This is a genomic window from Rummeliibacillus sp. POC4, assembly GCF_003576525.1.
Classification (GTDB): Bacteria; Bacillota; Bacilli; order Bacillales_A; family Planococcaceae; genus Rummeliibacillus.
In genome coordinates, this window is the sequence record NZ_QWUA01000006.1 from 1 (window position 1) to 21,107 (window position 21,107).

The window sequence follows — 21,107 nt, forward strand, 5'->3', positions numbered from 1 at the left end:
GAATTTTCTGTTAATTAAAGAAAAAATACTTTTCTAAAATAGAAAAAAGTACTTGACATTTTCTCATAAGATGGTATAATAATTCTTGTCCTTAACAAAATAGTCTAGTAATGATGGCAAAGAGGTCACACCTGTTCCCATGCCGAACACAGAAGTTAAGCTCTTTAGCGCCAATGGTAGTTGGGGGCTGTCCCCCTGCAAGAGTAGGACGTTGCTAGGCTGTTATTATTCCGAAGTAGCTCAGTTGGTAGTAGCATCTGACTGTTAATCAGAGGGTCGTAGGTTCGAGTCCTACCTTCGGAGCCATTTTATTGGAGAGTTGTCCGAGTGGCCGAAGGAGCACGATTGGAAATCGTGTAGGCGGGTAACCCTGTCTCAAGGGTTCAAATCCCTTACTCTCCGCCATAGAATCCTGAAAGCTAACTTAATAAATAATAAAATGGCCCCTTGGTCAAGCGGTTAAGACACCGCCCTTTCACGGCGGTAACACGAGTTCGAATCTCGTAGGGGTCACCATTTCTTATAACATGGAGGATTAGCTCAGCTGGGAGAGCATCTGCCTTACAAGCAGAGGGTCGGCGGTTCGATCCCGTCATCCTCCACCATTTAGTCAACATAAATATTATTATCTCATATATTATTATCGCGGGGTGGAGCAGTTCGGTAGCTCGTCGGGCTCATAACCCGAAGGTCGCAGGTTCAAATCCTGCCCCCGCAACCAAAATGGTTCGGTAGTTCAGCTGGTTAGAATGCCTGCCTGTCACGCAGGAGGTCGCGGGTTCGAGTCCCGTCCGAACCGCCATTTTCTAAAATAACATTTAATTATTATGGGTCGGTAGCTCAGTTGGTAGAGCATTAGATTGAAGCTCTAAGTGTCGGCAGTTCGATTCTGTCCCGACCCACCATAATAATGCCGGTGTAGCTCAGTTGGTAGAGCAACTGACTTGTAATCAGTAGGTCGAGGGTTCGACTCCTTTCGCCGGCACCATTAGTCGGAGGGGTAGCGAAGAGGCTAAACGCGGCGGACTGTAAATCCGCTCCTTCGGGTTCGGCAGTTCGAATCTGCCCCCCTCCACCATTCTTTTATAGGGGCATAGTTTAACGGTAGAATAGAGGTCTCCAAAACCTTTGATGTGGGTTCGATTCCTACTGCCCCTGCCAATTTAAAATATTATCAAATTCAAATATAATGGCGGATGTGGTGAAGTGGTTAACACACCGGATTGTGGTTCCGGCATTCGAGGGTTCGATCCCCTTCATCCGCCCCATATTTAATCTGATATAGTCAACATCGTTATAATGGCGGATGTGGTGAAGTGGTTAACACACCGGATTGTGGTTCCGGCATTCGTGGGTTCGATCCCCATCATCCGCCCCATATTGGGGTATAGCCAAGCGGTAAGGCAACGGATTTTGATTCCGTCATGCCCTGGTTCGAATCCAGGTACCCCAGTTAATTTGCGGAAGTAGTTCAGTGGTAGAACATCACCTTGCCAAGGTGGGGGTCGCGGGTTCGAACCCCGTCTTCCGCTCCAATTATTTTAATATTAAGGCGGCATAGCCAAGTGGTAAGGCACAGGTCTGCAAAACCTCTATTCACCGGTTCAAATCCGGTTGCCGCCTCCATTTAATTTAAAAAACGATAACTCTTATAATAACATGCCGGTGTGGCGGAATTGGCAGACGCGCACGACTCAAAATCGTGTTCCTTTGGAGTGTCGGTTCGACCCCGACCACCGGTATCATAGATAAGCTGAAACTCTTGATATATCAAGGGTTTCTTTTTTTATGTAGAAAATAATTTTATATACTTAAACATCCTGTCGAAAGACAACGACGGTTTAATTTAGCCATATATGTGTGCAATTAATTTTAATATAGCATTTTTATTTCTCCTCAAGTTCATGTATTTGTGAAACCTCATACCTATTCAACTCGTAGAAAAACTTAGAAGGTATAGAGATACCGTGATCATTCATGAAATTCTAAGAAGAGAAGAGTGAAGCTAATGAAAAATAAGGCGTATATTGAGTTGCTACAGACAAATTATGAAAAAATCGCTAACTATTTAAGTTGGACGGTTGATAAACGAATTTTATTAATGCTGGCAAGTCATTATAGTGCGGCAGGGAAAACCTTTTCTTATGCATCATTTGAAGCAATCATTGAAGAAATAAAAAAACAAACAAGCTGGTTTTCCACTTTACGTAGTAGTAGCAATCTTCTTTATAGTGTTGCGATGTTGCTAGATGGAAAAAAAGAGCCACAACAATCAGTAAGTGAATTAATCAAGAACGAGGAGATTCTAAAGCAGGCGAATTTCAAACGATCTGTATATAGCTATATTTCAGCTCTTTTTTTAACGGAAGATTCGAAACAAAAGCAAACGCATGCTGAGCATGCAAAAAGATTGTATGACGCTATTCGCAAACACCATCCATTCTTAACATCTCATGAAGATATGGCGTATTCAGTGTTACTAAGTAAAAATGGAGAAGAACCCGAACTCCGTGCAAAAACGATGAATCGTTATTATACAGAACTACGAAATAATAATTTTTCATTAGGAAATCATTTGCAATGGCTTTCTCAAATTATGACCATTAACAGTCCTGATTATCAAGAACACATGGTACCTTATATTGTTCAAATCCGTAGTGACCTCATACAGCGAAATGTTAAATTGAAGAAGGAACATTATCCTTTACTCGGTTTTTTAGTTATAGCAGGTGCAAAAACAGAGCATATTGACCAACTCACAGCTCTTTACGAAGAAGTAACAAAGGTGAAGTTATTCCGATGGTATAAAAGCTTGGCATTCAGTACTGCTTTGCAAAGGGTCCTACCTGAACTTGCGAATTTAGAGGAATCCTTTGATATGAGCGTGGTGAACAATTTAGAAATGCTAATGCAAGCTGAACAAGCGATGATAGCGACTACTACTATTGCTACCGTAGCAGCAGCATCTGATACGTCGGGTGAATAAATGCTGATTATTATTTTTAGGGATTAAATTACATTATTTCTAGGTAACTACTATTTGTGCTATAATTAAATCAAATGAAATATAGAGGTTCTAGCATACCCTCTCTAAAAAAACTAGGAAACAGTACTGCTTTCTTAGTGGTACTGTTTTCTTTTTGGAAAGAAGAACCTTTCAAATTTTTAGATACAATTTATTTGTTTAGTAGTGATTAAAAATAAAACAATCTAGAAAGGATTTGATTTTATGCTTCAACAATTTTATCCGCAACCGCCTTCTCATCCATATCCATTTGAATTAAATAAAGATATGCATTTTGCTGCGGCTCATTTTATTCCAGATGAAAGAGCTGGAAAGTGTGCTTTCACTCACGGGCATACCTATTTTGTGAACCTTACGATAGCAGGTGAACAGTTAGATGAAATGGGCATGCTTGTGAACTTTAGCGATCTGAAAAAAATTGTTCATGATAAATATGACCATCAACTTTTGAATGACTTCCCTGAATATAAGAAGAGAGCTCCGTCAACGGAAGAAGTTTCTAGGCAAATATATCAACTAATAGAGAATCATTTGGTAACCTTACCGAATAAGCCAAAATGTCTGCAAATAATCGTCAGAGAAACCCCAACATCTTATTGTATTTATCGTCCGAAAAGGGAAGAGAAGGCATGAAGATACCGGTAATTGAAATTTTTGGTCCAACCATTCAAGGAGAAGGAAGGAAAATTGGGCAAAAGACAATGTTTGTTCGGACAGCGGGGTGTGATTATCGCTGTCACTGGTGTGACTCTGCTTTTACATGGGATGGATCCGAAAAAGATCGAATTCGTTTATTAGATGCAGAAGAAATTTATGATGAATTAAAAGAAATAGCGGGAAACAATTTTCAGTACGTTACTATTAGCGGTGGGAATCCTGCTCTTATTGGAAAACCAATGGCTGAATTTATCCAATTATTGCGAAAGGATAATATTAAGGTGGGGATAGAAACACAAGGTTCAAGATGGCAAGATTGGTTTGGATTTGTTGATGATCTTACTATTTCTCCAAAACCACCTAGCAGTGGCATGGAGACGGATTTAATTTTATTAGGTGAAATCATTAGCCGGCTTCCACTAGATGTACTTAGCCTGAAAGTCGTTGTTTTTGATGACAACGACTTTCTATTTGCAAAAAAGATTCACAAACGTTATCCAGATGCTGAGTTCTTTTTATCTGTTGGCAATCCCAATCCAAATGAAACAGGTGATATTTCTACTAGACTATTAAAATCACTTGAATGGTTATGGGAGAAAGTCATCAAAGATCCAGAAATGAATAATGTTCGTGCATTGCCACAATTGCATGCATTAGTTTGGTCTAATAAGCGCGAAGTGTAGATGTATCGTATTCTTTTGATGACAACCATCACCGCGGATAAAATTGTTACTAAAAGATTCTTATTCTCTAGAGAGAGAATAAGAATCTTTTTTGGTGTGTAGATGTTACGATGAAAACGATTGGAATTGTACTGCCACTATAATATCGAAAATATTTACTGAATTTCTTTAAGTCTACTCTGTTAAATTCCTATTACGAGCTAATAGAAATGAATGAGTAATCTAGCATTTCTGATCAGATTAGTTTCTTTCTGTTAATTTATCTTCTAATTTGATGTTAAAATATATTTTACCTAAATAATTTATAACCTTTCTATTACTTGAGCTACACCATCTTCGTTATTAGATCTAGTTACAAAGTATGCTATTTCTTTTAGTTCAGGTATTGCATTTTCCATAGCAATTGGAAAGCCACATGCATTAAATAATCCTAAATCATTCCAATCGTCACCGAAGACCATTACATTACTTAATGAGATATTCAATCGAACACAAAGGTTTAAAACTGCTCTTTCTTTAGAAACGTCTTTTGCCATAATTTGAATTAGGGTTCCTGCATCAGTACAGACGGCATTTACTTTTTGTTCAAATTGTTTTTTAAATTTTTCATAGTCAGGATAATGGGTGATTAATATTTTCGATGCACTTTTCTTTTTTAATTCATCCAGAGGCAGGATTATTGGATTTATGACTGCATTCATAGCCTTGCTATAATCTTTGGACTTGTTGCTATACCATATATCTTCAGACTCGATGGAGAGGCAGGGTTCAGAAGGACGATCAGATAGAAATGTTATTATTTCCTCTACTATAGCCGACTCAATTGGATAATGCTCTTTGTAGCCTTTAACTTCGTTTATTATTAGAGCCCCATTATAATAGACAATAGTTGATATTTCTCGCAGTTCTTGGGGGAGAAATACTTTAACTGAACGTGGAGCTCTAGCTGTAGCAAATATAACAGTAATTCCTTTCTTATGAATCTGCAAAATAGCTTTTTTGCTTCTTTCAGTTACCTCTTTTCTTGAATTTAATAGAGTTCCATCTAAATCAAAAACTACTGCTTTGATCTTTTTAGCTACTTCCATGTTGGTATCACCTTAGCCTTTTAGTTTTGTTTAATCCATGGCAATAAATTTCTTTCAATGAACTAATATAGATCATTTTCTTTAATATACTTCAGTTACGCTTTCAATATATTATAAATTATTTTGAACTTTAAAAGTTAAATTTGTAAATTCACTATCTGTAATTCAATTATGGCACTAATCAATTATCAAAATTTACAATCCTATTAAAAGAGATTAATATTCTCCTGCTATTATTGACTAGAAGTCTATTAATAGAGGAGATGTTGGAATTGAAAAGAAAATGGTTATCTGTTCTGGGTGCTTTTGTAATAGTAGCGAGCTTTGCAACAAATGGAGAAACAGCTATGGCTAAAGAAAAATATAAGTATGTGGAAAACGTTGCACATCGAGGTGCTTCTGGATATGCTCCAGAGCATACAATTACTTCATATCAAATGGGAGAAAAACTGCATGGTGATTATATTGAGATTGATTTACAGATGACCAAGGATGGCCAATTAATTGCTATGCATGATGAAAAGTTGGATCGGACAACTGATGGGACAGGCCTTGTAAAAGACCATACTTTAGATGAGATTAAACATTTGGATGCTGGAAGCTGGTTTAATGAAGCATATCCACAGTATGCTAAGCCAGAATATGTAGGGTTAAAGGTACCTACTCTTGAAGAGATTTTCTTGAAATTTGGAAAAAATGCTAGTTATTATATCGAAACGAAATCACCCAACATATACCCTGGGATGGAAGAAGAACTTTTACGTCTTATAAATAAGTACAATATCAACAAGAAGAAATTACTTGTGCAATCCTTTAGTGCAGATAGTCTGAAAATAATGCATGAATTGGATCCATCATTAAAACTTATTCAATTGTTATCTTATAAAGGAAATGCAGTTATAACAGAAGATGAAATAACAAAGATAAAAGAATATGCAATTGGAATAGGTCCTAACCACACGTATTTAAATAAAGAATATATACAAAAGGTAGTTAACAGTGGTCTTGAAGTTCATCCATATACAGTAAATACTAAAGAAAGAATGCAGCAGCTAATTGACTGGGGTGTGACAGGAATGTTCACGAACTTTCCTGACTTACTGAATCAGGTGAAGAAAGGGAAGTAAGTTGAATAGGGGAAAGTTTAATGATGCTCAGAAATATTGATATAACAATATTTCTAAGCATCTTTTAATTTTAAATTAGAAGAGTCTTAATCTTTAGGCGTATTCCTGCAAATCATATCTTTCAAAAAGAAATCGCTCATTATAAGACTTCTTGCTCTAGCTTTAATTGGTGCTTTTGAGAATACAGAATATAGAATAATACTCCTGCAAGTAAGATACTTATTACACCGAAAGCAATAGCGGTAGTTTGAAGTGTAAACCACTCTGCAAAGAGACCTAGTAATAGTGTAAATACAATTTGTAAGATACTTTGAAAAATGTTTGCGATACTACCAAAACGACCCATCAATTCGGTTGGCACACTTTGTTGATAAAGTGTTTCGTAACCTGTGTTACTAAATGCCATAAAAAAGCCAAGTAAAATGAAACTAATAAGAGCCCATAAATTTATTGTTGAAGCATAGAAAGCTGTATAAAAAAGCATGGTAAAGATCATGCCAAAAGCCAAATAGGAAAGAGAAGATAATTTTTTGGATAAGCTTGCTGCTACAATTCCCCCTAAAATAGCTCCTGCTCCAGCAACACTTACAAATGTTCCGTATAAGCTATCTGAAAGTGCTAAGTCCTGCTTCATGAATGTTGCTTCTTGAGAATCAAGAGCAAATGCAATCATTAACGAAGATTGATATAGAAAATAAATCGATATAAATAATTGTTTTTTTCTGATGAAAGAAACTACTGTTATGTAATCATTTTTGAACATTTGCCAAGTAACACGTGGCTGTAAATCACCTTCACCACCCTCTATATTGGGGAGAAAGAAAATGGTCATTGCACAGATTAAGAATGTAAAACTATTAAACCAAATTGTCACAGTTGTATTAAAAAGCATGATGAGGAGACCTGCGATTGCTGGTCCTACTAAAAAGGCACCGGAATTAAATGTGCCAAGTAAAGCGTTGAATCGTTGCCTGTCTTCAAAATATACAAATTTTGTAATATAAAATGTACTACTTGGTCCAAAGAAACTACTCGCAATATTTGTTAAAAATACGAATGTATAGATGAGCCAGATAAAGTCCATAAATGGCATACAAAAAACGATAAGCCCTCGTAATATATCTGTTATAATCATTAATCTACGTTTATTCATACGATCAATAAAAGAGCCTGCCACCAAGTTTGTTAATACTCTTGCTGTGCGTCCTACAACAAAGATTCCTGCCATTGCTGCAGGAGATTCCGTTAAGTGCCATACAAATAAATTAAGTGCTACAAGGTAAATCCAGTTTCCTAAATTAGAAAAACCTAAACCAACTAATAACAGCCAATATTTTCGAATAATTTTCACTATGCTTCCTCCATTAAAGATTACTAACTCATTATTAGTTCTTTAGCTTTTCTAAAACCTTGTCAACGTTATCCCATATATATATTATTTCATCGAGAATTTTCCCACCTATTTTGATTTGAACTGTTTTGTAAAATTTTGCACTATAATATTCATAAAAATAGCGTGTTTTGTTCTCGGCTAATACATCAACAAAAAAACTTTGATAGCCTAATTGTTTAATCTGCAGAAACAGTCGCTCTAGTAATTTCTTTCCTATACCTTTTCCTTGATATTCTTCAAGTAAATAGATGGATGTTAAGTCACTTGAATTGGGTATTGTATTCGTTTCTCTTTTCCAGAAATCTGCAAAGTCAATAATTTCCCCTTCAGTACTCTCTGCTACTAATATAAAATTATTTTTTCGCCCAATATTATGTATCCATAGTTCAGTTCTTTGCTCATATGATAAATTGTTTAAAAAATCATCTGGAATAATTCCTTTATAAGTCGTTCTGGTCTTCTATTAATTAATTAATTCTATAAAGATGTTTAAATACCTGTTAAATATATCTATTAAAAAAATTAAGAACATAAAAAAGTCTCTATAAAGAATTTTGCAAGGATTCTTTATAGAGGCTTTTCTGGTTCTTTAAATTTGTTGCTTTATAGCAAATTATAGTTTTTTTACATATTTTGAACGTATATAAAGGGCGCCAAATCCATCGGCTTTGCCTTCTAAATCATGGCCATCTACATCAACAAATCGGATGTTTTTTACTTTTGTTCCTATTTTGATATTCGATGTTGCACCTTTGACGTTTAAATCTTTTACAACGGTAACGGTGTCTCCTTCTGATAAAGGATTGCCCACACTATCGCGAATGATGCTTGCCTCTTCGGCAACTTGTTGTTCGTGAGCTGTCCATTCGTGTGCACATTCTGGGCAAACAAATAATGCTCCATCTTCATATGTGTAGGTCGATTGACATTGTGGACAATTTGGGATTCGTTCCATGTACTTTCCTCCAATTAGTGTACTTTTACTATTTAGATTGCCATAGATTGCTTATTTCTACAATGATATTTGCGTACAAATATATTAGATTTGCAAAAATGTCCTTAATTCTGTCATTCTTTTAACAGCTTGTTCATATCCCATCTGATAATTTGTACGAATTTGATTTAGGTCTTTTTCGAAGCTATGAAGTGCAGTTGTAGGACGGAAGATAAATGCTTTTCCTTCTGCTTCTAGTTGTTCGCAGTAGTCTAATGATTCATTATAATGGTCGACGCGTGTTTCCATACTTTTGACGATAGCAGGATAGCGTTTTTTGAGAAGTTTCATCGCAATCTTACTTTGACAATCTAGCTTTTTACGATAACCTTTTGGACGAGTTAGGATAATAACATGCTTTTTAAAACCTTCATCGACGGTATGGTGAATGGGAATTGGTTCGGCTAGTCCTCCATCATAGTAAGGGATGCCATCTAACTTAATCTCTGGAAAGAGTACAGGAATAGCACATGTAGCACGGAGCATCATACATTTTCTATCCATTTCTAGAGCGTCTTTATATTCAACTTGTCCTGTATGGGCATTGGTTACACCGAATAATAATTGACCGTTGTATTGTTGATAGGTATCCCAATCGAATGGATAGAGCTCATTAGGAATCGTATCGTATCCAAATTCTAAACCAAATAAGCTTCGTTCAGTAAAAAAATTACGCATGCCCATATAACGTTTGTCATGACGATAATTTAATAATGTGTATACCATACGTTCTTTTTGTTGAGAAACATAAGCAGATGCATTAATGGCTCCTGCCGAAATCCCAACAATATAAGGCATCATAATCTGGTGATCTAAAAAAGCATCTAACACACCACCAGAGAAAAGCGTCCGAAAAGTACCTCCTTCTAATATTAAACTTGTATTCTCTACATTTACTTGTAACATGGTATCCTTCTTTCTATAAAAAGCTAAAGAATAAATAATCGCATATCCTACATTCTTCTTTTCTTCAAGTGTAACATTTGGTTTTATCATCTAACTAGAGTGAGTAAAAAATACATCTAAAAATTCAATCGACATCAAAGAAAGATAGATTGTTTCACGATGAATGCCCAATCTATATTAAAATAGAAGTATATAACATTTTAGAGTTTCTCAATCTATAAAGGTTAGAAAAAGGAGATGATTGTAGATGGAGGGTTGGATTGAACAACCAAAGACTAAATTGCCAGAAAAAGCAAAAATGGCATGGCGTATAAGTAATATTATTTCTAATATTATTATTTTTGCTATTCTTTTAACATTATATTTTGTTGCAGAACACTTTAATTGGTGGCATTGGCTACAATGGTTGCTACTTATTTTAGTTATTATCGAAATTATATATGCTCTGTGGGATGTAACCTTAAGCCCATATCTAACACAAAAATATTGGCGGTATGATATTGACGAAGAGTTTATAAAAATAAAAAACGGTAAACTTTTTAAAGTAAACGAGTTAATACCAATGACAAAAGTTCAATCTGTCTTGTTAGAACAAGGGCCTATTTTGAGAAGATTTGGACTCTATAATATTGAGGTCCATACGATGGGGTCAATGCATGAAATTCCTGGTATTCCAGAAGATCTAGCATACATATTACGAGATCAAATTGCTATCTTTGCAAAAATTAAGGAAGTGAGTGAATGATAGAAACGGTTCCTTCTATGAAAAAGATAACATCCATCAAACTAATATTAAATTATTTGAAGCTAATAAGGTCTTTACTTATCCCTACGCTGGCCTTAATTTTTTTAAACGAAACCTCTACGAATGATATTTGGCATTTATTGTGGACTGCATACCCTTTTATCGTCATTTTCTTGTTTTTACTTGTATTTTTAAAATGGTTTACTTATAGGTATGGCTATGATGATCGTGCTTTTTATATTCACTCTGGTGTTTTCACTAAGAACAAACAAGTTATCCCTTTTAATAGGGTACAAAATATTCAGCGAAAAAGGACAATATTGCATAAACTTTCTCGTAAAACGCAAATTGTATTTTCAACTGCAGCTGTAACAGATGAAGATCTAGTATTCGAGATGCTTTCTTTGCAAGAGGCTAATTTGCTGGAAGATTTGGTATTTAGCAAAAAAACTCCAGTTGCTCCGTTAGATGATAATAGTAAAGATACTATTTCAATGCATCAAAGGGATCAGAAGATTCATTATCAAGTCACTATACCTGATTTATTGAAAGCTTCATTTGCTTCTGTGAAATTTTTGACGGTAGTACCAACTTTCGCTGTTGGAATAATAATTAAAGACAAAGATGCATTTCATTTTGTGAAAAAAACAGTGTCTCTTGAACTGATCTTATCTCATTTATGGATTGATGCGTTTGTTTTAATAGGGATTCTTCTCATTTCATTCCTATTATCTATTTGCTATACATTTTCTAAATACTGGAATTATACACTTTCAAGTGATGACTTGAAAATATATATTAAAAGAGGTTTGTTCAATGAAACTCGATTATCGATCCAAAAATCTCGTGTTCAAGCATTTAATATAAAACAAGGGTTATTTAAACAACTCTTAGGCTTAGTGGAAGTAGAGTTGGTGACATCTAGTAGTTATGAGGATGATGACGATATTAGCACGCTATATCCGTTCCTTCCAAAGAAAATAGCTTTTCAGATTATTACTGAACTTTTACCCGAATATCAAGTCGATTTAAAACCGAGAAAGCTTGAAAGACGAGTGCTTTGGTTGAAATTATGTAGACCTAGTATAATTTGGATTATTTCTTCAATCGTAATATTCATTTGGATACCGACATTTTGGTGGATTTCTCTCATTTTATTTATACTAATAGAAACTATTAGATATGTGGACTTCCAGAATAGCCATTTTTCAATTCATGATGAATTGATTCAAATGCAATCAGGTGGATTTGTCAGTAAAATGCTTATTTCAAAGCGAAAAAATATAATTGAGGCGAAGGTAAGAACATCTCCAATTCAAAGAAAATTCAAAGCTTCAACGATTTATGTAAGCAACCGAGCAAATCCTGTTAAAGTAACAAGCGTTTTCGATATGCCGCTTGCATATTCTGCGGAATTTTACAGGTGGTATAAAAAAAGAGGAGAGAGTATTCAAGTAGAGTGAAAAAATTAAAATAAAAATTCATCAGTGGGGATTTTAAGTATTTGTTCTCTATCATTCCTGTATAAAGTAATGGCAAATTGTAAATTCTGGTTTTAGTAGACCATGAATATAGGAGGGTGCCATTATGTATATGCGAACTGATGAAAAAATTATTTATTGCTACAATTGCAAATCGAATACACTCTATCATCATAAAGATACACATGGAAATAGTTATGTGGAAAGCCATTGTGCTGAGTGTGGTTGGATGGAATGGCAGAATAGAGCTGTAGAGCGTGAAAAACAGAAATGGATAGAATTTAACAATAAGAATGGTTTAAATGTCAAAATACCAATTTTTAAAACGGATGTTCAATTTAAGGATGACCCGAAGGCAAATTCTTTAGAAATGTAAATATAGCATATTATCGTGAAATTATTAAGGAGCTCTATCACATAGGGCTCTCTATTTTTTTGAAATATAAGGTTTTACTATATACATAAGAAAGTGGATACTATTAGCAATACGAAGAAGTTAATAATTAAAAAGGGGGACTTTAAATGAAAAGCTATGGACAAGATTTATTTAAAGGAGCAGCAAAATATTATTCAAAATATAGACAGTTATATCCAGCTTCTTTAATAAGATTTTTAGTTAATAGATTTTCTTTAGATGGTAATGGGAAAATGATGGATTTAGGTTGCGGTACAGGTCAATTAGCGTTTAGATTCTCGGATTGGTTTGAACAAATTGTTGGAATTGATCCAGACCTCGAAATGATTCAGGAAGCAGAAAGGTTAACCACAGAAATAAGAGCTGAGCATATAAATTGGTTTAATGGAGATATAGACAGCTATCGAAAAAATTATGAAGAATCTTTTAAATTGGTCACAATTGCAAAAGCATTTCACTGGATGGATCGTCCAGTAGTACTTGAAACATTATATGACATGGTTTCTTTAAATGGCGGTGTAGCAATCATCGATAATTATTCGCCAAACAAAGTAGTCCTACCTTGGCAAGAGAAAGTTAATGAAGTAGTTCAACAGTGGTATGGTGAAGAAAGAAGAGCAGGAAATACTACATATTCACATCCAACAATAAGCCATCAAGAAGTGATAGAAAAATCACCTTTTGATTTAGAAGTATATCAAATGCCAACTTATGATCAAATATGGACAGTCGATTCGATCATTGGCAATATCTATTCAACATCCTATGGCAGTAAACGATTTTTAGGAGAGCATGTTCAACTATTTGAAGATCATTTAAGGGAAGAATTATTGACTTTAAATGAAACAGGAATCTTTAAAGAAAAGATTGAAACATCGGTTAAATTAGCTATAAAAAATGGATAATTGACTTATCTTAAATTCTGCCATGATAATGGCATCTATTCGCTTTTTTAACCGGATATTTGGTAAAGTAGAGGATAGTTATATAAACTATCATAGGAGTTTTGAATATGAAAAGACGTCCACCACGATTACACAAAGGGGATACTGTAGGAATTATTGCACCTTCTAGTCCTCCAAATATAGAAAGATTAACGAAAGCTTTAGATTTTTTAGATGAATTAGGATTGCATTATGTGTTAGGTAATACCGTTCAGCTACATAACCACTATTTAGCGGGTACCGATCAAGAGCGTGCACAAGATTTACAAGAAATGATTGAAGATCCAACTATTAAAGCAATTTTTTGTGCAAGTGCAGGCTTCGGTGCTGCAAGAATAGCTGATAAGATTGATTATTTACTATTAGAAGAAAATCCTAAAATTTTCTGGGGCTTTTCTGATATCACATTTTTGCATACTGCAATCGGTATGTTTTCTGATATTGTCACTTTCCATGGTCCTACCTTATCAAGTATTGGCCGCGAAAATGTAATGGAACGTACAAAGCATATGTTTGAACAATTATTCCAACCTGCAGAAATTCACTACGATGAAAGTATTTCACCACTTACAACAATTTGTGGCGGAGCAGCACGGGGTGAGATAACAGGTGGAAACCTAACATTAATCGCGAATAGTTTAGGAACAAAATTTGAAATAGACACTGCCGGTAAGATTCTACTAATAGAAGATATCGGATTAGAGCCAGCTCAGATTGATGGATTGTTGAACCAATTGAGACAAGCACGTAAATTCGAACAAGTAAAAGGTATAGTTATTGGCGAATTTACTGAAATACATCCAAGAGAATACGAAGATTCGCCAAGTTTAGACGAGCTATTTGAATCCTACTTTAAAGATTTAAATATTCCAGTCGTGAGCGGTTTTAAGATTGGTCATTGCGAACCGAATGTAGGAATTCCGTTAGGCGTAGATGTCCTATTAGATGCAGAAAACAAAGACTTAGCTATTCTTCCTGGAGTAGAGTAGGGTACAAAATAAAATCCAATTTTCATATGAGAATTGGATTTTTTATTTTGCAAAAGGATTATTTATTGTATTTTATGTAAAAATAAAGTAATGTTACATTTTCTTGCGTATAAATAATTGAATATTCTAAATATTTTTGTTAATCTAGCAATAAGGACAGCAAGATTGATAGGGGGAGAGATTAATGAAATATTTTCTTTCAGTAGATATGGAGGGTATTACGGGGTTACCTGATTATACTTTTGTCACATCATCAGAGCGAAACTATGAAAATTCCAGAAGAATCATGACGCAAGAGGCGAATGCAATTATTGAATCTGCATTTAAAAATGGAGCTACTGAAGTATTGGTGAATGATAGTCACTCTAAGATGAACAATTTATTAGTAGAAGAGTTGCATGAAGAAGCAACTCTAATATCCGGAGATTTTAAGCAATTTTCGATGGTACATAATGTTGACTCAAGTTTTGACGGTGTCTTATTTGCTGGATATCATGCACGCGCAGGTATGCCAGGGGTAATGAGTCATTCAATGACATTTAGTTTTCGAACAATTTTTATAAACGATGTAGAAATAGGAGAAATTGGCTTCAATGCATATGTGGCAGGGTATTATGGGGTACCTGTCATTTTTTTAGCAGGTGATGATTGTGCATGTCGTGAAATAGAAGCACTTGTACCAGGTGTAGTAACAGCAGCCGTGAAGGAAACCATTTCACGCTCTTGTGTAAAAACACTTCATCCTAAAAAGGCAAGAGAATTAGTTGCTGAAAAAGTAGCTGAAGCAATTGTTAAAAAAGATGACATTAAACCATTAACACCACCAGATAAGCCAGTATTAAAAATTGAATTTACGAATTATGGTCAGGCAGAGTGGGCTGCTTTAATGCCAGGAACCAGAATTATTGAAGGGACTACAATCGTTGAATTTAAAGCAAAGGATATTCTCGAAGCTTATCGTGCAATGTTAGTAATGGCTGAGCTTGCTTTCCAAGCACGCTACTGTTAAAGACATCTAAGAGCACACACAAAGGGGGAGATTTCTATGGTGAAATATATTATCCAGCGCTTTTTGATGATGATTGTGACGATTTTAATCATTGCTACTTTAACGTTCTTTTTAATGCATGCCATTCCAGGATCACCATTGGATAGCGATCGTACAACAAATCCAGCGATTCAAGAGAATTTGGAGAAGTTTTACAAGTTGGATCAACCGCTTTCCTCGCAGTATGTAAGTTATTTAAAATCAATCATAACATTTGATTTTGGACCTTCTATTAAAAAGCCAAATGAGACTGTAAATAGTTTGATCAGTAGAGGATTTCCGATTTCGTTTGAACTGGGCATGGTGACAATATTAGTTGCGGTTATTTCGGGTGTCATTCTAGGAACGCTTGCCGCACTAAGACATAATGGTGTGGTTGACTATTTAGCGATGACGTTTGCGGTTGTTGGGATTTCCTTACCAAACTTTATCTTAGCAACATTAGTAATAAAAGTTTTCGCTGGAGAACTAGGGTGGTTTCCGGCGGCAACTTGGCAAAGTCCGATGCATATGGTGCTACCAACTCTAGCCTTAGCCACAGGACCAATGGCAATTATTGCAAGGTTGACGAGGGCAAGTATGCTTGAGGTCTTGACACAGGATTATATTAAAATGGCAAAAGCTAAAGGACTTAAACCATGGAAAATCATCATCCGCTATGCATTGAGAAATGCGATGATGCCTGTCGTTACGATTATGGGTACAATGCTAGCTAGTATTTTGACAGGAACATTTGTCATAGAAAAGATATTCGCTATACCAGGTATGGGGAAATATTTCGTTGAAAGTATTAACAACCGTGACTATCCCGTCATTATGGGGACAACCGTATTCTATAGTACTTTTCTAGTCGTTATGTTATTTCTAGTAGATATTGTTTATGGCATTCTAGATCCACGTATCAAATTGCATAAAAAAGAAGGTGACGCATCATGACGAATATCCATAAAGTTGAAGTAAAAGATGAATGGTTCAAACCAAAAGAAAAAGGTCTTGAAAAAGTAGAGACAGTTGTTCGACCATCACTTTCTTATTGGGCAGATGCTTGGAGAAGATTACAGAAAAATAAATTAGCGATGATAGGCTTGTTCTTTTTAATATTCTTAGGGGTTGCTGCTATTTTAATACCGATGCTTTCACCACATTCGGTAACAGGTACTGATTTACCAAATCAAAACAAAGCTCCTTCGATGCAACATTGGTTTGGTACCGATGAATTAGGCCGCGATGTATTTACAAGAACATGGTATGGAGCTCGTATTTCGCTGTTTGTAGGTTTAATGGCAGCAATCATCGATGTGACAATTGGCATTATTTATGGTGGTATTAGCGGATACAAAGGCGGTAAAGTCGATTTAGTTATGATGCGAATCATTGAAATCTTATACGGTTTACCGCATTTGTTAGTAGTTATCTTACTGTTGGTTGTCATGGAACCTAGTTTAACGACAATAATCGTGGCTTTAACGATTACAGGATGGGTAGGTATGGCTCGGATTGTACGAGGACAAGTATTGCAAATCAAAAACTATGAGTTTGTTACAGCTTCAAAATCTTTTGGTGCAGGGACGTCTAGAATTATTCGAAAAAATCTCCTGCCAAATACAATGGGACCTATCATTGTTCAAATGACTTTAACCGTGCCAAGTGCTATCTTCTCAGAGGCATTCTTAAGCTTTTTAGGGTTAGGAATCCAAGCACCATATGCAAGTTGGGGCGTGATGGCAAATGATGCACTACCGGTTATCTTATCAGGGGATTGGTGGAGGTTGTTTTTCCCTGCATTATTTATAGCAATAACGATGTTTGCATTCAATGTTTTAGGTGATGGTTTGCAAGATGCACTTGATCCTAAGCTTAGGGGGTGAGAGGGATGACAAGTAAAGTAAACTACGATGAACAACAACTTCAAAATCTCTCCACAAAAGTTGGAAAGAAAATGTTGGAAGTCCAAGATTTGCATGTGACCTTTAAAACGTATGGTGGAGAAGTTCATGCTGTACGTGGTGTTACATTCGATTTATATGAAGGGGAGACATTAGCAATTGTTGGTGAATCAGGGTGTGGGAAAAGTGTAACATCAAACGCAATTATGGGGCTAATCCCACAACCCCCCGGTAAAATATCGAATGGACGCATTTTTTTTAAAGGAAAAGATTTAACAAAATTAAATAAAAATGCCCTGAGGAAAGTTCAAGGTGTAGATATTTCGATGATTTTCCAGGATCCTATGACGGCTCTAAACCCCACTCTGACAGTTGGAGAACAGCTAACGGACGGTCTTAGAACCCATAAATCGATTAGCAAAATCGAAGCAAATAAAAAGGCTATTGAGATATTGAATCTTGTGGGGATACCGAACCCAGAAGAACGCTTAAAACAATACCCTCATCAATTTTCAGGTGGTATGAGGCAAAGGATTGTTATTGCAATTGCTCTTATATGCGAGCCTTTGTTATTAATAGCTGATGAACCGACAACTGCATTAGATGTCACGATTCAAGCACAAATTCTCGAGTTATTCGAAGAAATTCAAGAAAAAACAGGTGTTTCCATTATCTTAATCACGCATGACTTAGGTGTTGTTGCGAAAATAGCAGATCGAATAGCTGTGATGTATGCAGGTAAGATTATCGAAATAGGTATGAAACGTGAAATTTTCTATAACCCAACACACCCATATACAAAAGGGTTACTTAATTCGGTTCCACGTTTAGATTTGTTAGAGGAAGAATTAGAACCAATCGAGGGTACACCGCCAGACTTATTTGCTCCACCAAAAGGATGTGCATTTGCAGCAAGATGTCCTTTTGCAATGGAGGTATGTGACTATGTACAACCAGAAACAACCTATTTAACGACTAGTCATTATACGGATTGTTGGCTACAAGATGAAAGAGCAAAGGGATTATTTAGTGAATAGGTGATAGGCACTCAGTGCTTCACATAAATATAAAAAGGGGAAAGAGGGGAAATGTATGAGAAAAAAATGGCTTCCGCTAGTATTTATGGCACTTTTAATGCTTGTACTAGCAGCATGTACAGCAAGCAAAGATGCAGGAAAAGATGAAACATCTAAAGATGGAGGAAAGAAAGAAGAAAAGGTATTACGTTTAAATAACGGTGTTGAACCGTCTTCTTTTGATCCTTCAGTTGCTTTTGATGCGGTATCGTGGGCTCCATTAAATAACTTAATGGAAGGTCTTGTACGATTAAACGACAAAAATGAACCAGAACCAGCTATGGCTGAAAAAATTGACGTTTCAGATGATGGTTTAACTTATACATTTACACTTCGTGATAATGCGAAATGGTCAAATGGTGATAACGTGACTGCAGGCGACTTTGTATATGGTTGGAAACATATGCTAGATCCGGAAACTGCATCTCCAGCAGCATTTTTAGCTTATGTAGTTGATGGTGCAGAAAGTTACAATACCGGAAAAGGAAAACCGGAAGACATTGCAATTGAGGCAAAAGATGATAAGACATTTGTAGTAAAACTAAATGCGCCTACTGAAGCGTTCTTGAACATTATTTCAAATCCAAGCTTCTTCCCAGTAAATGAAAAGGTAGCAACTGAAAATCCAAAATGGTTTACAGAAGCAGATTCATTCGTTGCAAACGGTCCATTTAAATTAGAATCATGGGATCACGATTCTAAAATGGTTTTTGCAAAGAACGATCAATATTGGGATAAGGATACTGTGAAGTTAGATAAAGTTGAATGGGCAATGGTTAATGATTCGAGCACTGAATATCAAATGTATCAATCAGATGAGCTCGATATTTCAACAGTGCCATCAGAACTCGCTGAACAGTTAAAAGATAACAAAGAGCTAACAAATCAAGATCAAGCGGGTATTGCATTCTACCGTTTCAATGTTGATAAAAAACCTTTCACCAATCAAAAAGTTCGTAAGGCATTTGCTTTGGCTGTAGATCAACAAAATATTGTTGACTATGTAACTAAACAAGGTCAAAAAGCTGCTCACGGATTTGTAAGTTATGGTTTAACAAATGCAAAAGGTGAAGATTTCCGTGAAGTAACTGGTGATTTAATCACTTTCAACAAAGAGGAAGCAAAAAAATTACTTAAAGAAGGTTTGAAAGAAGAAGGTTGGTCTAAGATTCCAGCAGTTACATTAACTTATTCTACAAGCCCAGATAACAAAAAAATTGCAGAAGCTCTTCAAAGCCAATTCAAAGAGAATCTTGGTGTAGATATCAAGCTAAAAAATGTTGAACCTGCTGTATTTATGACTGAACAAAAAGAATTGAAACACCAATTATCACGTTCATCATTCTTATTTGACTATGCTGACCCGGTAAATGCAATTGAAAGTTTTGTAACAGATTCTACTATGAACCGCACAGGATGGTCTAATAAAGAATTTGATAAATTAATCGCAGATTCTAAAAAAGAAACAGATAATGAGAAACGTTGGAAAATGCTTCAAGATGCAGAAAAAATCTTAATCGATGAAGCGCCAATTGTTCCACTTTACTTCTACAACCAATTAGCACTACAAAAGCCGTCTGTAACAGGTGTTGTTCGTCATCCTGTTGGTTATTTAGAACTTAAATGGGCAGATAAAAAATAATAGAATTGCAGTGTCATAATATGACACTGCAATTTCTTCCTTAAATATAAGTTGAAAGAAAGGGAGAGGTATTTTGAAAAAACAACCAAACAGATTAAAACGTGGCGATACAATTGGAATTATTGCACCTTCTAGTCCTCCAGATCAAAAAAGTTTACATAAATCCTTACAATTCATAAAAACATTAGGACTTAATTATAAAATAGGAGAATCAGTGAATTCAGTATATGGATATTTAGCAGGAACGGATGACGAACGATTAGATGATTTACATCAAATGTTTGCAGATCCGAATATAGCGGGGATTATTTGCGCATGTGGTGGTTATGGAGCTGCACGCTATACGGATCGTATTAACTTTGATTTAATTGCACATAATCCAAAAGTCTTTTGGGGATATTCAGATATTACGTTTTTACATACAGCCATTGAAAGGTACGCTGATTTCGTGACATTTCATGGACCTATGTTCGCCTCAGATATCGGTAAAGATACATTTCAGGAGAAATCAGCGAAAATGTTCGAGCAATTGTTTGAGCCGACAGTTCTTCAATACGATGAATCCTTCGCCTCAATCGAAACCTTTCATCCAGGACAATGTCAAGGTGAGCTAGTAGGAGGAAACCTAAGCTTGCTATCAAATGGTATTGGTACTAAATTTGAAGTGAATACAAAAGGGAAGATTTTAATCATTGAAGATGTCGATGAAGAGCCATACAGAGTAGATTGTATGCTAAATCAACTTCGTCAAGCTCGTAAATTTGATGATGTGGCAGGGATTATTATAGCTGATTTTAGCCATGCAGAGCCCAAAAAGCGCAAAGTATCACTAACATTAGAAGAAGTATTCGAACATTATTTTGGAAAGCTTTCAATTCCAATTGTGAAGGATGTAAAAATTGGTCATTGCCAACCACATTTTGCCGTTCCATTAGGGGCCAATGCATTTTTAGATGCGGATGAAAAAACAATCACAATACAACCGGGTGTCAAATAACAAAATGAGGT

At 35.6% G+C, this 21,107-nt stretch carries 20 protein-coding genes, 16 tRNA genes, 1 rRNA gene and 1 riboswitch; of the genes, 32 read left to right on the plus strand and 5 right to left on the minus strand.

Annotated elements, in window-relative coordinates; translation table 11 throughout:
• The first annotated feature begins 103 nt into the window (after positions 1-103).
• From rrf to queE, 20 genes are all read left to right on the plus strand, one after another.
• A 5S ribosomal RNA gene (rrf, locus tag D1606_RS02815) occupies positions 104-220 on the plus strand.
• A gap of 9 nt (positions 221-229) precedes the next feature.
• A tRNA-Asn gene (locus D1606_RS02820) sits at positions 230-306 on the plus strand.
• 7 nt (positions 307-313) lie between these two features.
• Positions 314-405: transfer RNA gene (locus D1606_RS02825), tRNA-Ser, on the plus strand.
• 36 nt (positions 406-441) lie between these two features.
• Positions 442-516: transfer RNA gene (locus D1606_RS02830), tRNA-Glu, on the plus strand.
• Positions 517-529: 13 nt separating this feature from the next.
• Positions 530-605, plus strand: a tRNA-Val gene (locus D1606_RS02835).
• 39 nt (positions 606-644) lie between these two features.
• Positions 645-721, plus strand: a tRNA-Met gene (locus D1606_RS02840).
• 4 nt (positions 722-725) lie between these two features.
• Positions 726-802: transfer RNA gene (locus D1606_RS02845), tRNA-Asp, on the plus strand.
• Positions 803-829: 27 nt separating this feature from the next.
• Positions 830-905: transfer RNA gene (locus D1606_RS02850), tRNA-Phe, on the plus strand.
• 7 nt (positions 906-912) lie between these two features.
• Positions 913-988, plus strand: a tRNA-Thr gene (locus D1606_RS02855).
• A gap of 6 nt (positions 989-994) precedes the next feature.
• Positions 995-1,078: transfer RNA gene (locus D1606_RS02860), tRNA-Tyr, on the plus strand.
• A gap of 9 nt (positions 1,079-1,087) precedes the next feature.
• Positions 1,088-1,161 (plus strand) — tRNA-Trp (locus tag D1606_RS02865).
• 31 nt (positions 1,162-1,192) lie between these two features.
• Positions 1,193-1,268, plus strand: a tRNA-His gene (locus D1606_RS02870).
• Between the two features lie 34 nt (positions 1,269-1,302).
• A tRNA-His gene (locus D1606_RS02875) sits at positions 1,303-1,378 on the plus strand.
• 3 nt (positions 1,379-1,381) lie between these two features.
• A tRNA-Gln gene (locus tag D1606_RS02880) sits at positions 1,382-1,453 on the plus strand.
• 7 nt (positions 1,454-1,460) lie between these two features.
• Positions 1,461-1,535: transfer RNA gene (locus D1606_RS02885), tRNA-Gly, on the plus strand.
• Positions 1,536-1,551: 16 nt separating this feature from the next.
• Positions 1,552-1,626: transfer RNA gene (locus D1606_RS02890), tRNA-Cys, on the plus strand.
• Positions 1,627-1,661: 35 nt separating this feature from the next.
• A tRNA-Leu gene (locus D1606_RS02895) sits at positions 1,662-1,742 on the plus strand.
• 266 nt (positions 1,743-2,008) lie between these two features.
• Entirely contained in the window at positions 2,009-2,986 is a 978-nt protein-coding gene (locus D1606_RS02900) for a DUF4003 family protein (RefSeq protein ID WP_119414509.1), read from the plus strand.
• Between the two features lie 78 nt (positions 2,987-3,064).
• Positions 3,065-3,109, plus strand: a riboswitch (PreQ1 riboswitch).
• Positions 3,110-3,229: 120 nt separating this feature from the next.
• Positions 3,230-3,658, plus strand: coding sequence for a 6-carboxytetrahydropterin synthase QueD (gene queD / locus D1606_RS02905; RefSeq protein WP_119414510.1), 429 nt, complete (start codon positions 3,230-3,232; stop codon positions 3,656-3,658).
• A complete protein-coding gene (queE, locus tag D1606_RS02910) occupies positions 3,655-4,365 on the plus strand; it encodes a 7-carboxy-7-deazaguanine synthase QueE (RefSeq protein ID WP_119414511.1) in 711 nt (236 codons plus the stop codon). Before queD ends, queE begins: the two co-directional genes overlap by 4 nt.
• Positions 4,366-4,667: 302 nt before the next feature.
• Here queE and D1606_RS02915 read toward each other — a convergent pair whose 3' ends face one another.
• Positions 4,668-5,453: an HAD family hydrolase gene (locus D1606_RS02915; RefSeq protein ID WP_119414512.1), complete on the minus strand. Its 786-nt coding sequence runs from the start codon at positions 5,451-5,453 to the stop codon at positions 4,668-4,670.
• Positions 5,454-5,716: 263 nt separating this feature from the next.
• Here D1606_RS02915 and D1606_RS02920 point away from each other — a divergent pair, with 263 nt between their 5' ends.
• A complete protein-coding gene (locus D1606_RS02920) occupies positions 5,717-6,580 on the plus strand; it encodes a glycerophosphodiester phosphodiesterase (protein ID WP_199670649.1) in 864 nt (287 codons plus the stop codon).
• 139 nt (positions 6,581-6,719) lie between these two features.
• Here D1606_RS02920 and D1606_RS02925 read toward each other — a convergent pair whose 3' ends face one another.
• From D1606_RS02925 to D1606_RS02940, 4 genes are all read right to left on the minus strand, one after another.
• Positions 6,720-7,931, minus strand: coding sequence for an MFS transporter (locus D1606_RS02925; protein ID WP_119414514.1), 1,212 nt, complete (start codon positions 7,929-7,931; stop codon positions 6,720-6,722).
• Between the two features lie 34 nt (positions 7,932-7,965).
• On the minus strand, positions 7,966-8,409 hold the full coding sequence (locus D1606_RS02930; protein ID WP_119414643.1) for a GNAT family N-acetyltransferase: 444 nt from the start codon (positions 8,407-8,409) through the stop codon (positions 7,966-7,968).
• A gap of 177 nt (positions 8,410-8,586) precedes the next feature.
• Positions 8,587-8,928 (minus strand): zinc ribbon domain-containing protein YjdM, encoded by a 342-nt coding sequence (locus tag D1606_RS02935; RefSeq protein WP_119414515.1) that lies wholly within the window; start codon positions 8,926-8,928, stop codon positions 8,587-8,589.
• Between the two features lie 84 nt (positions 8,929-9,012).
• Positions 9,013-9,873, minus strand: a complete 861-nt coding sequence (locus D1606_RS02940; RefSeq protein ID WP_119414516.1) for a patatin-like phospholipase family protein — start codon at positions 9,871-9,873, stop codon at positions 9,013-9,015.
• A 247-nt stretch (positions 9,874-10,120) separates the two neighbouring features.
• Between D1606_RS02940 and D1606_RS02945 the strand changes: the two genes are divergently transcribed.
• The 11 genes from D1606_RS02945 (at position 10,121) to D1606_RS02995 (ending at position 21,096) form a co-directional block, all read left to right on the plus strand.
• Positions 10,121-10,618: a PH domain-containing protein gene (locus D1606_RS02945; RefSeq protein WP_119414517.1), complete on the plus strand. Its 498-nt coding sequence runs from the start codon at positions 10,121-10,123 to the stop codon at positions 10,616-10,618.
• Positions 10,619-10,635: 17 nt separating this feature from the next.
• Complete coding sequence (locus D1606_RS02950; protein WP_158582307.1) at positions 10,636-12,081, plus strand: PH domain-containing protein; 1,446 nt, start codon at positions 10,636-10,638, stop codon at positions 12,079-12,081.
• A gap of 124 nt (positions 12,082-12,205) precedes the next feature.
• Positions 12,206-12,475, plus strand: a complete 270-nt coding sequence (locus tag D1606_RS02955; protein ID WP_119414519.1) for a hypothetical protein — start codon at positions 12,206-12,208, stop codon at positions 12,473-12,475.
• A gap of 146 nt (positions 12,476-12,621) precedes the next feature.
• Positions 12,622-13,419: a class I SAM-dependent methyltransferase gene (locus tag D1606_RS02960; protein WP_119414520.1), complete on the plus strand. Its 798-nt coding sequence runs from the start codon at positions 12,622-12,624 to the stop codon at positions 13,417-13,419.
• A gap of 107 nt (positions 13,420-13,526) precedes the next feature.
• On the plus strand, positions 13,527-14,447 hold the full coding sequence (locus tag D1606_RS02965; protein ID WP_119414521.1) for a S66 peptidase family protein: 921 nt from the start codon (positions 13,527-13,529) through the stop codon (positions 14,445-14,447).
• A 184-nt stretch (positions 14,448-14,631) separates the two neighbouring features.
• Positions 14,632-15,456 (plus strand): M55 family metallopeptidase, encoded by an 825-nt coding sequence (locus tag D1606_RS02970; protein WP_119414522.1) that lies wholly within the window; start codon positions 14,632-14,634, stop codon positions 15,454-15,456.
• Positions 15,457-15,492: 36 nt separating this feature from the next.
• Positions 15,493-16,431: an ABC transporter permease gene (locus D1606_RS02975; RefSeq protein WP_119414523.1), complete on the plus strand. Its 939-nt coding sequence runs from the start codon at positions 15,493-15,495 to the stop codon at positions 16,429-16,431.
• Positions 16,428-17,363, plus strand: coding sequence for an ABC transporter permease (locus tag D1606_RS02980; RefSeq protein ID WP_119414524.1), 936 nt, complete (start codon positions 16,428-16,430; stop codon positions 17,361-17,363). The genes D1606_RS02975 and D1606_RS02980 overlap by 4 nt, the downstream gene beginning before the upstream one ends.
• Before the next feature lie 5 nt (positions 17,364-17,368).
• Positions 17,369-18,418, plus strand: a complete 1,050-nt coding sequence (locus D1606_RS02985) for an ABC transporter ATP-binding protein (RefSeq protein WP_119414525.1) — start codon at positions 17,369-17,371, stop codon at positions 18,416-18,418.
• 55 nt (positions 18,419-18,473) lie between these two features.
• On the plus strand, positions 18,474-20,099 hold the full coding sequence (locus D1606_RS02990; RefSeq protein ID WP_119414526.1) for a peptide ABC transporter substrate-binding protein: 1,626 nt from the start codon (positions 18,474-18,476) through the stop codon (positions 20,097-20,099).
• Between the two features lie 73 nt (positions 20,100-20,172).
• Positions 20,173-21,096: a S66 peptidase family protein gene (locus D1606_RS02995; protein WP_119414527.1), complete on the plus strand. Its 924-nt coding sequence runs from the start codon at positions 20,173-20,175 to the stop codon at positions 21,094-21,096.
• Positions 21,097-21,107 lie beyond the last annotated feature (11 nt).

Excerpts from the sequence above, each read along its gene's own strand:
- D1606_RS02900 (WP_119414509.1), top strand. The coding sequence starts at position 2,009 with ATGAAAAATAAGGCGTATATTGAGTTGCTACAGACAAATTATGAAAAA.
- queD (WP_119414510.1), top strand. The coding sequence starts at position 3,230 with ATGCTTCAACAATTTTATCCGCAACCGCCTTCTCATCCATATCCATTT.
- queE (WP_119414511.1), top strand. The coding sequence starts at position 3,655 with ATGAAGATACCGGTAATTGAAATTTTTGGTCCAACCATTCAAGGAGAA.
- D1606_RS02915 (WP_119414512.1), bottom strand. The coding sequence starts at position 5,453 with ATGGAAGTAGCTAAAAAGATCAAAGCAGTAGTTTTTGATTTAGATGGA.
- D1606_RS02920 (WP_199670649.1), top strand. The coding sequence starts at position 5,717 with ATGTTGGAATTGAAAAGAAAATGGTTATCTGTTCTGGGTGCTTTTGTA.
- D1606_RS02935 (WP_119414515.1), bottom strand. The coding sequence starts at position 8,928 with ATGGAACGAATCCCAAATTGTCCACAATGTCAATCGACCTACACATAT.
- D1606_RS02940 (WP_119414516.1), bottom strand. The coding sequence starts at position 9,873 with ATGTTACAAGTAAATGTAGAGAATACAAGTTTAATATTAGAAGGAGGT.
- D1606_RS02945 (WP_119414517.1), top strand. The coding sequence starts at position 10,121 with ATGGAGGGTTGGATTGAACAACCAAAGACTAAATTGCCAGAAAAAGCA.
- D1606_RS02950 (WP_158582307.1), top strand. The coding sequence starts at position 10,636 with ATGAAAAAGATAACATCCATCAAACTAATATTAAATTATTTGAAGCTA.
- D1606_RS02955 (WP_119414519.1), top strand. The coding sequence starts at position 12,206 with ATGTATATGCGAACTGATGAAAAAATTATTTATTGCTACAATTGCAAA.
- D1606_RS02960 (WP_119414520.1), top strand. The coding sequence starts at position 12,622 with ATGAAAAGCTATGGACAAGATTTATTTAAAGGAGCAGCAAAATATTAT.
- D1606_RS02965 (WP_119414521.1), top strand. The coding sequence starts at position 13,527 with ATGAAAAGACGTCCACCACGATTACACAAAGGGGATACTGTAGGAATT.
- D1606_RS02970 (WP_119414522.1), top strand. The coding sequence starts at position 14,632 with ATGAAATATTTTCTTTCAGTAGATATGGAGGGTATTACGGGGTTACCT.
- D1606_RS02975 (WP_119414523.1), top strand. The coding sequence starts at position 15,493 with ATGGTGAAATATATTATCCAGCGCTTTTTGATGATGATTGTGACGATT.
- D1606_RS02980 (WP_119414524.1), top strand. The coding sequence starts at position 16,428 with ATGACGAATATCCATAAAGTTGAAGTAAAAGATGAATGGTTCAAACCA.
- D1606_RS02985 (WP_119414525.1), top strand. The coding sequence starts at position 17,369 with ATGACAAGTAAAGTAAACTACGATGAACAACAACTTCAAAATCTCTCC.
- D1606_RS02990 (WP_119414526.1), top strand. The coding sequence starts at position 18,474 with ATGAGAAAAAAATGGCTTCCGCTAGTATTTATGGCACTTTTAATGCTT.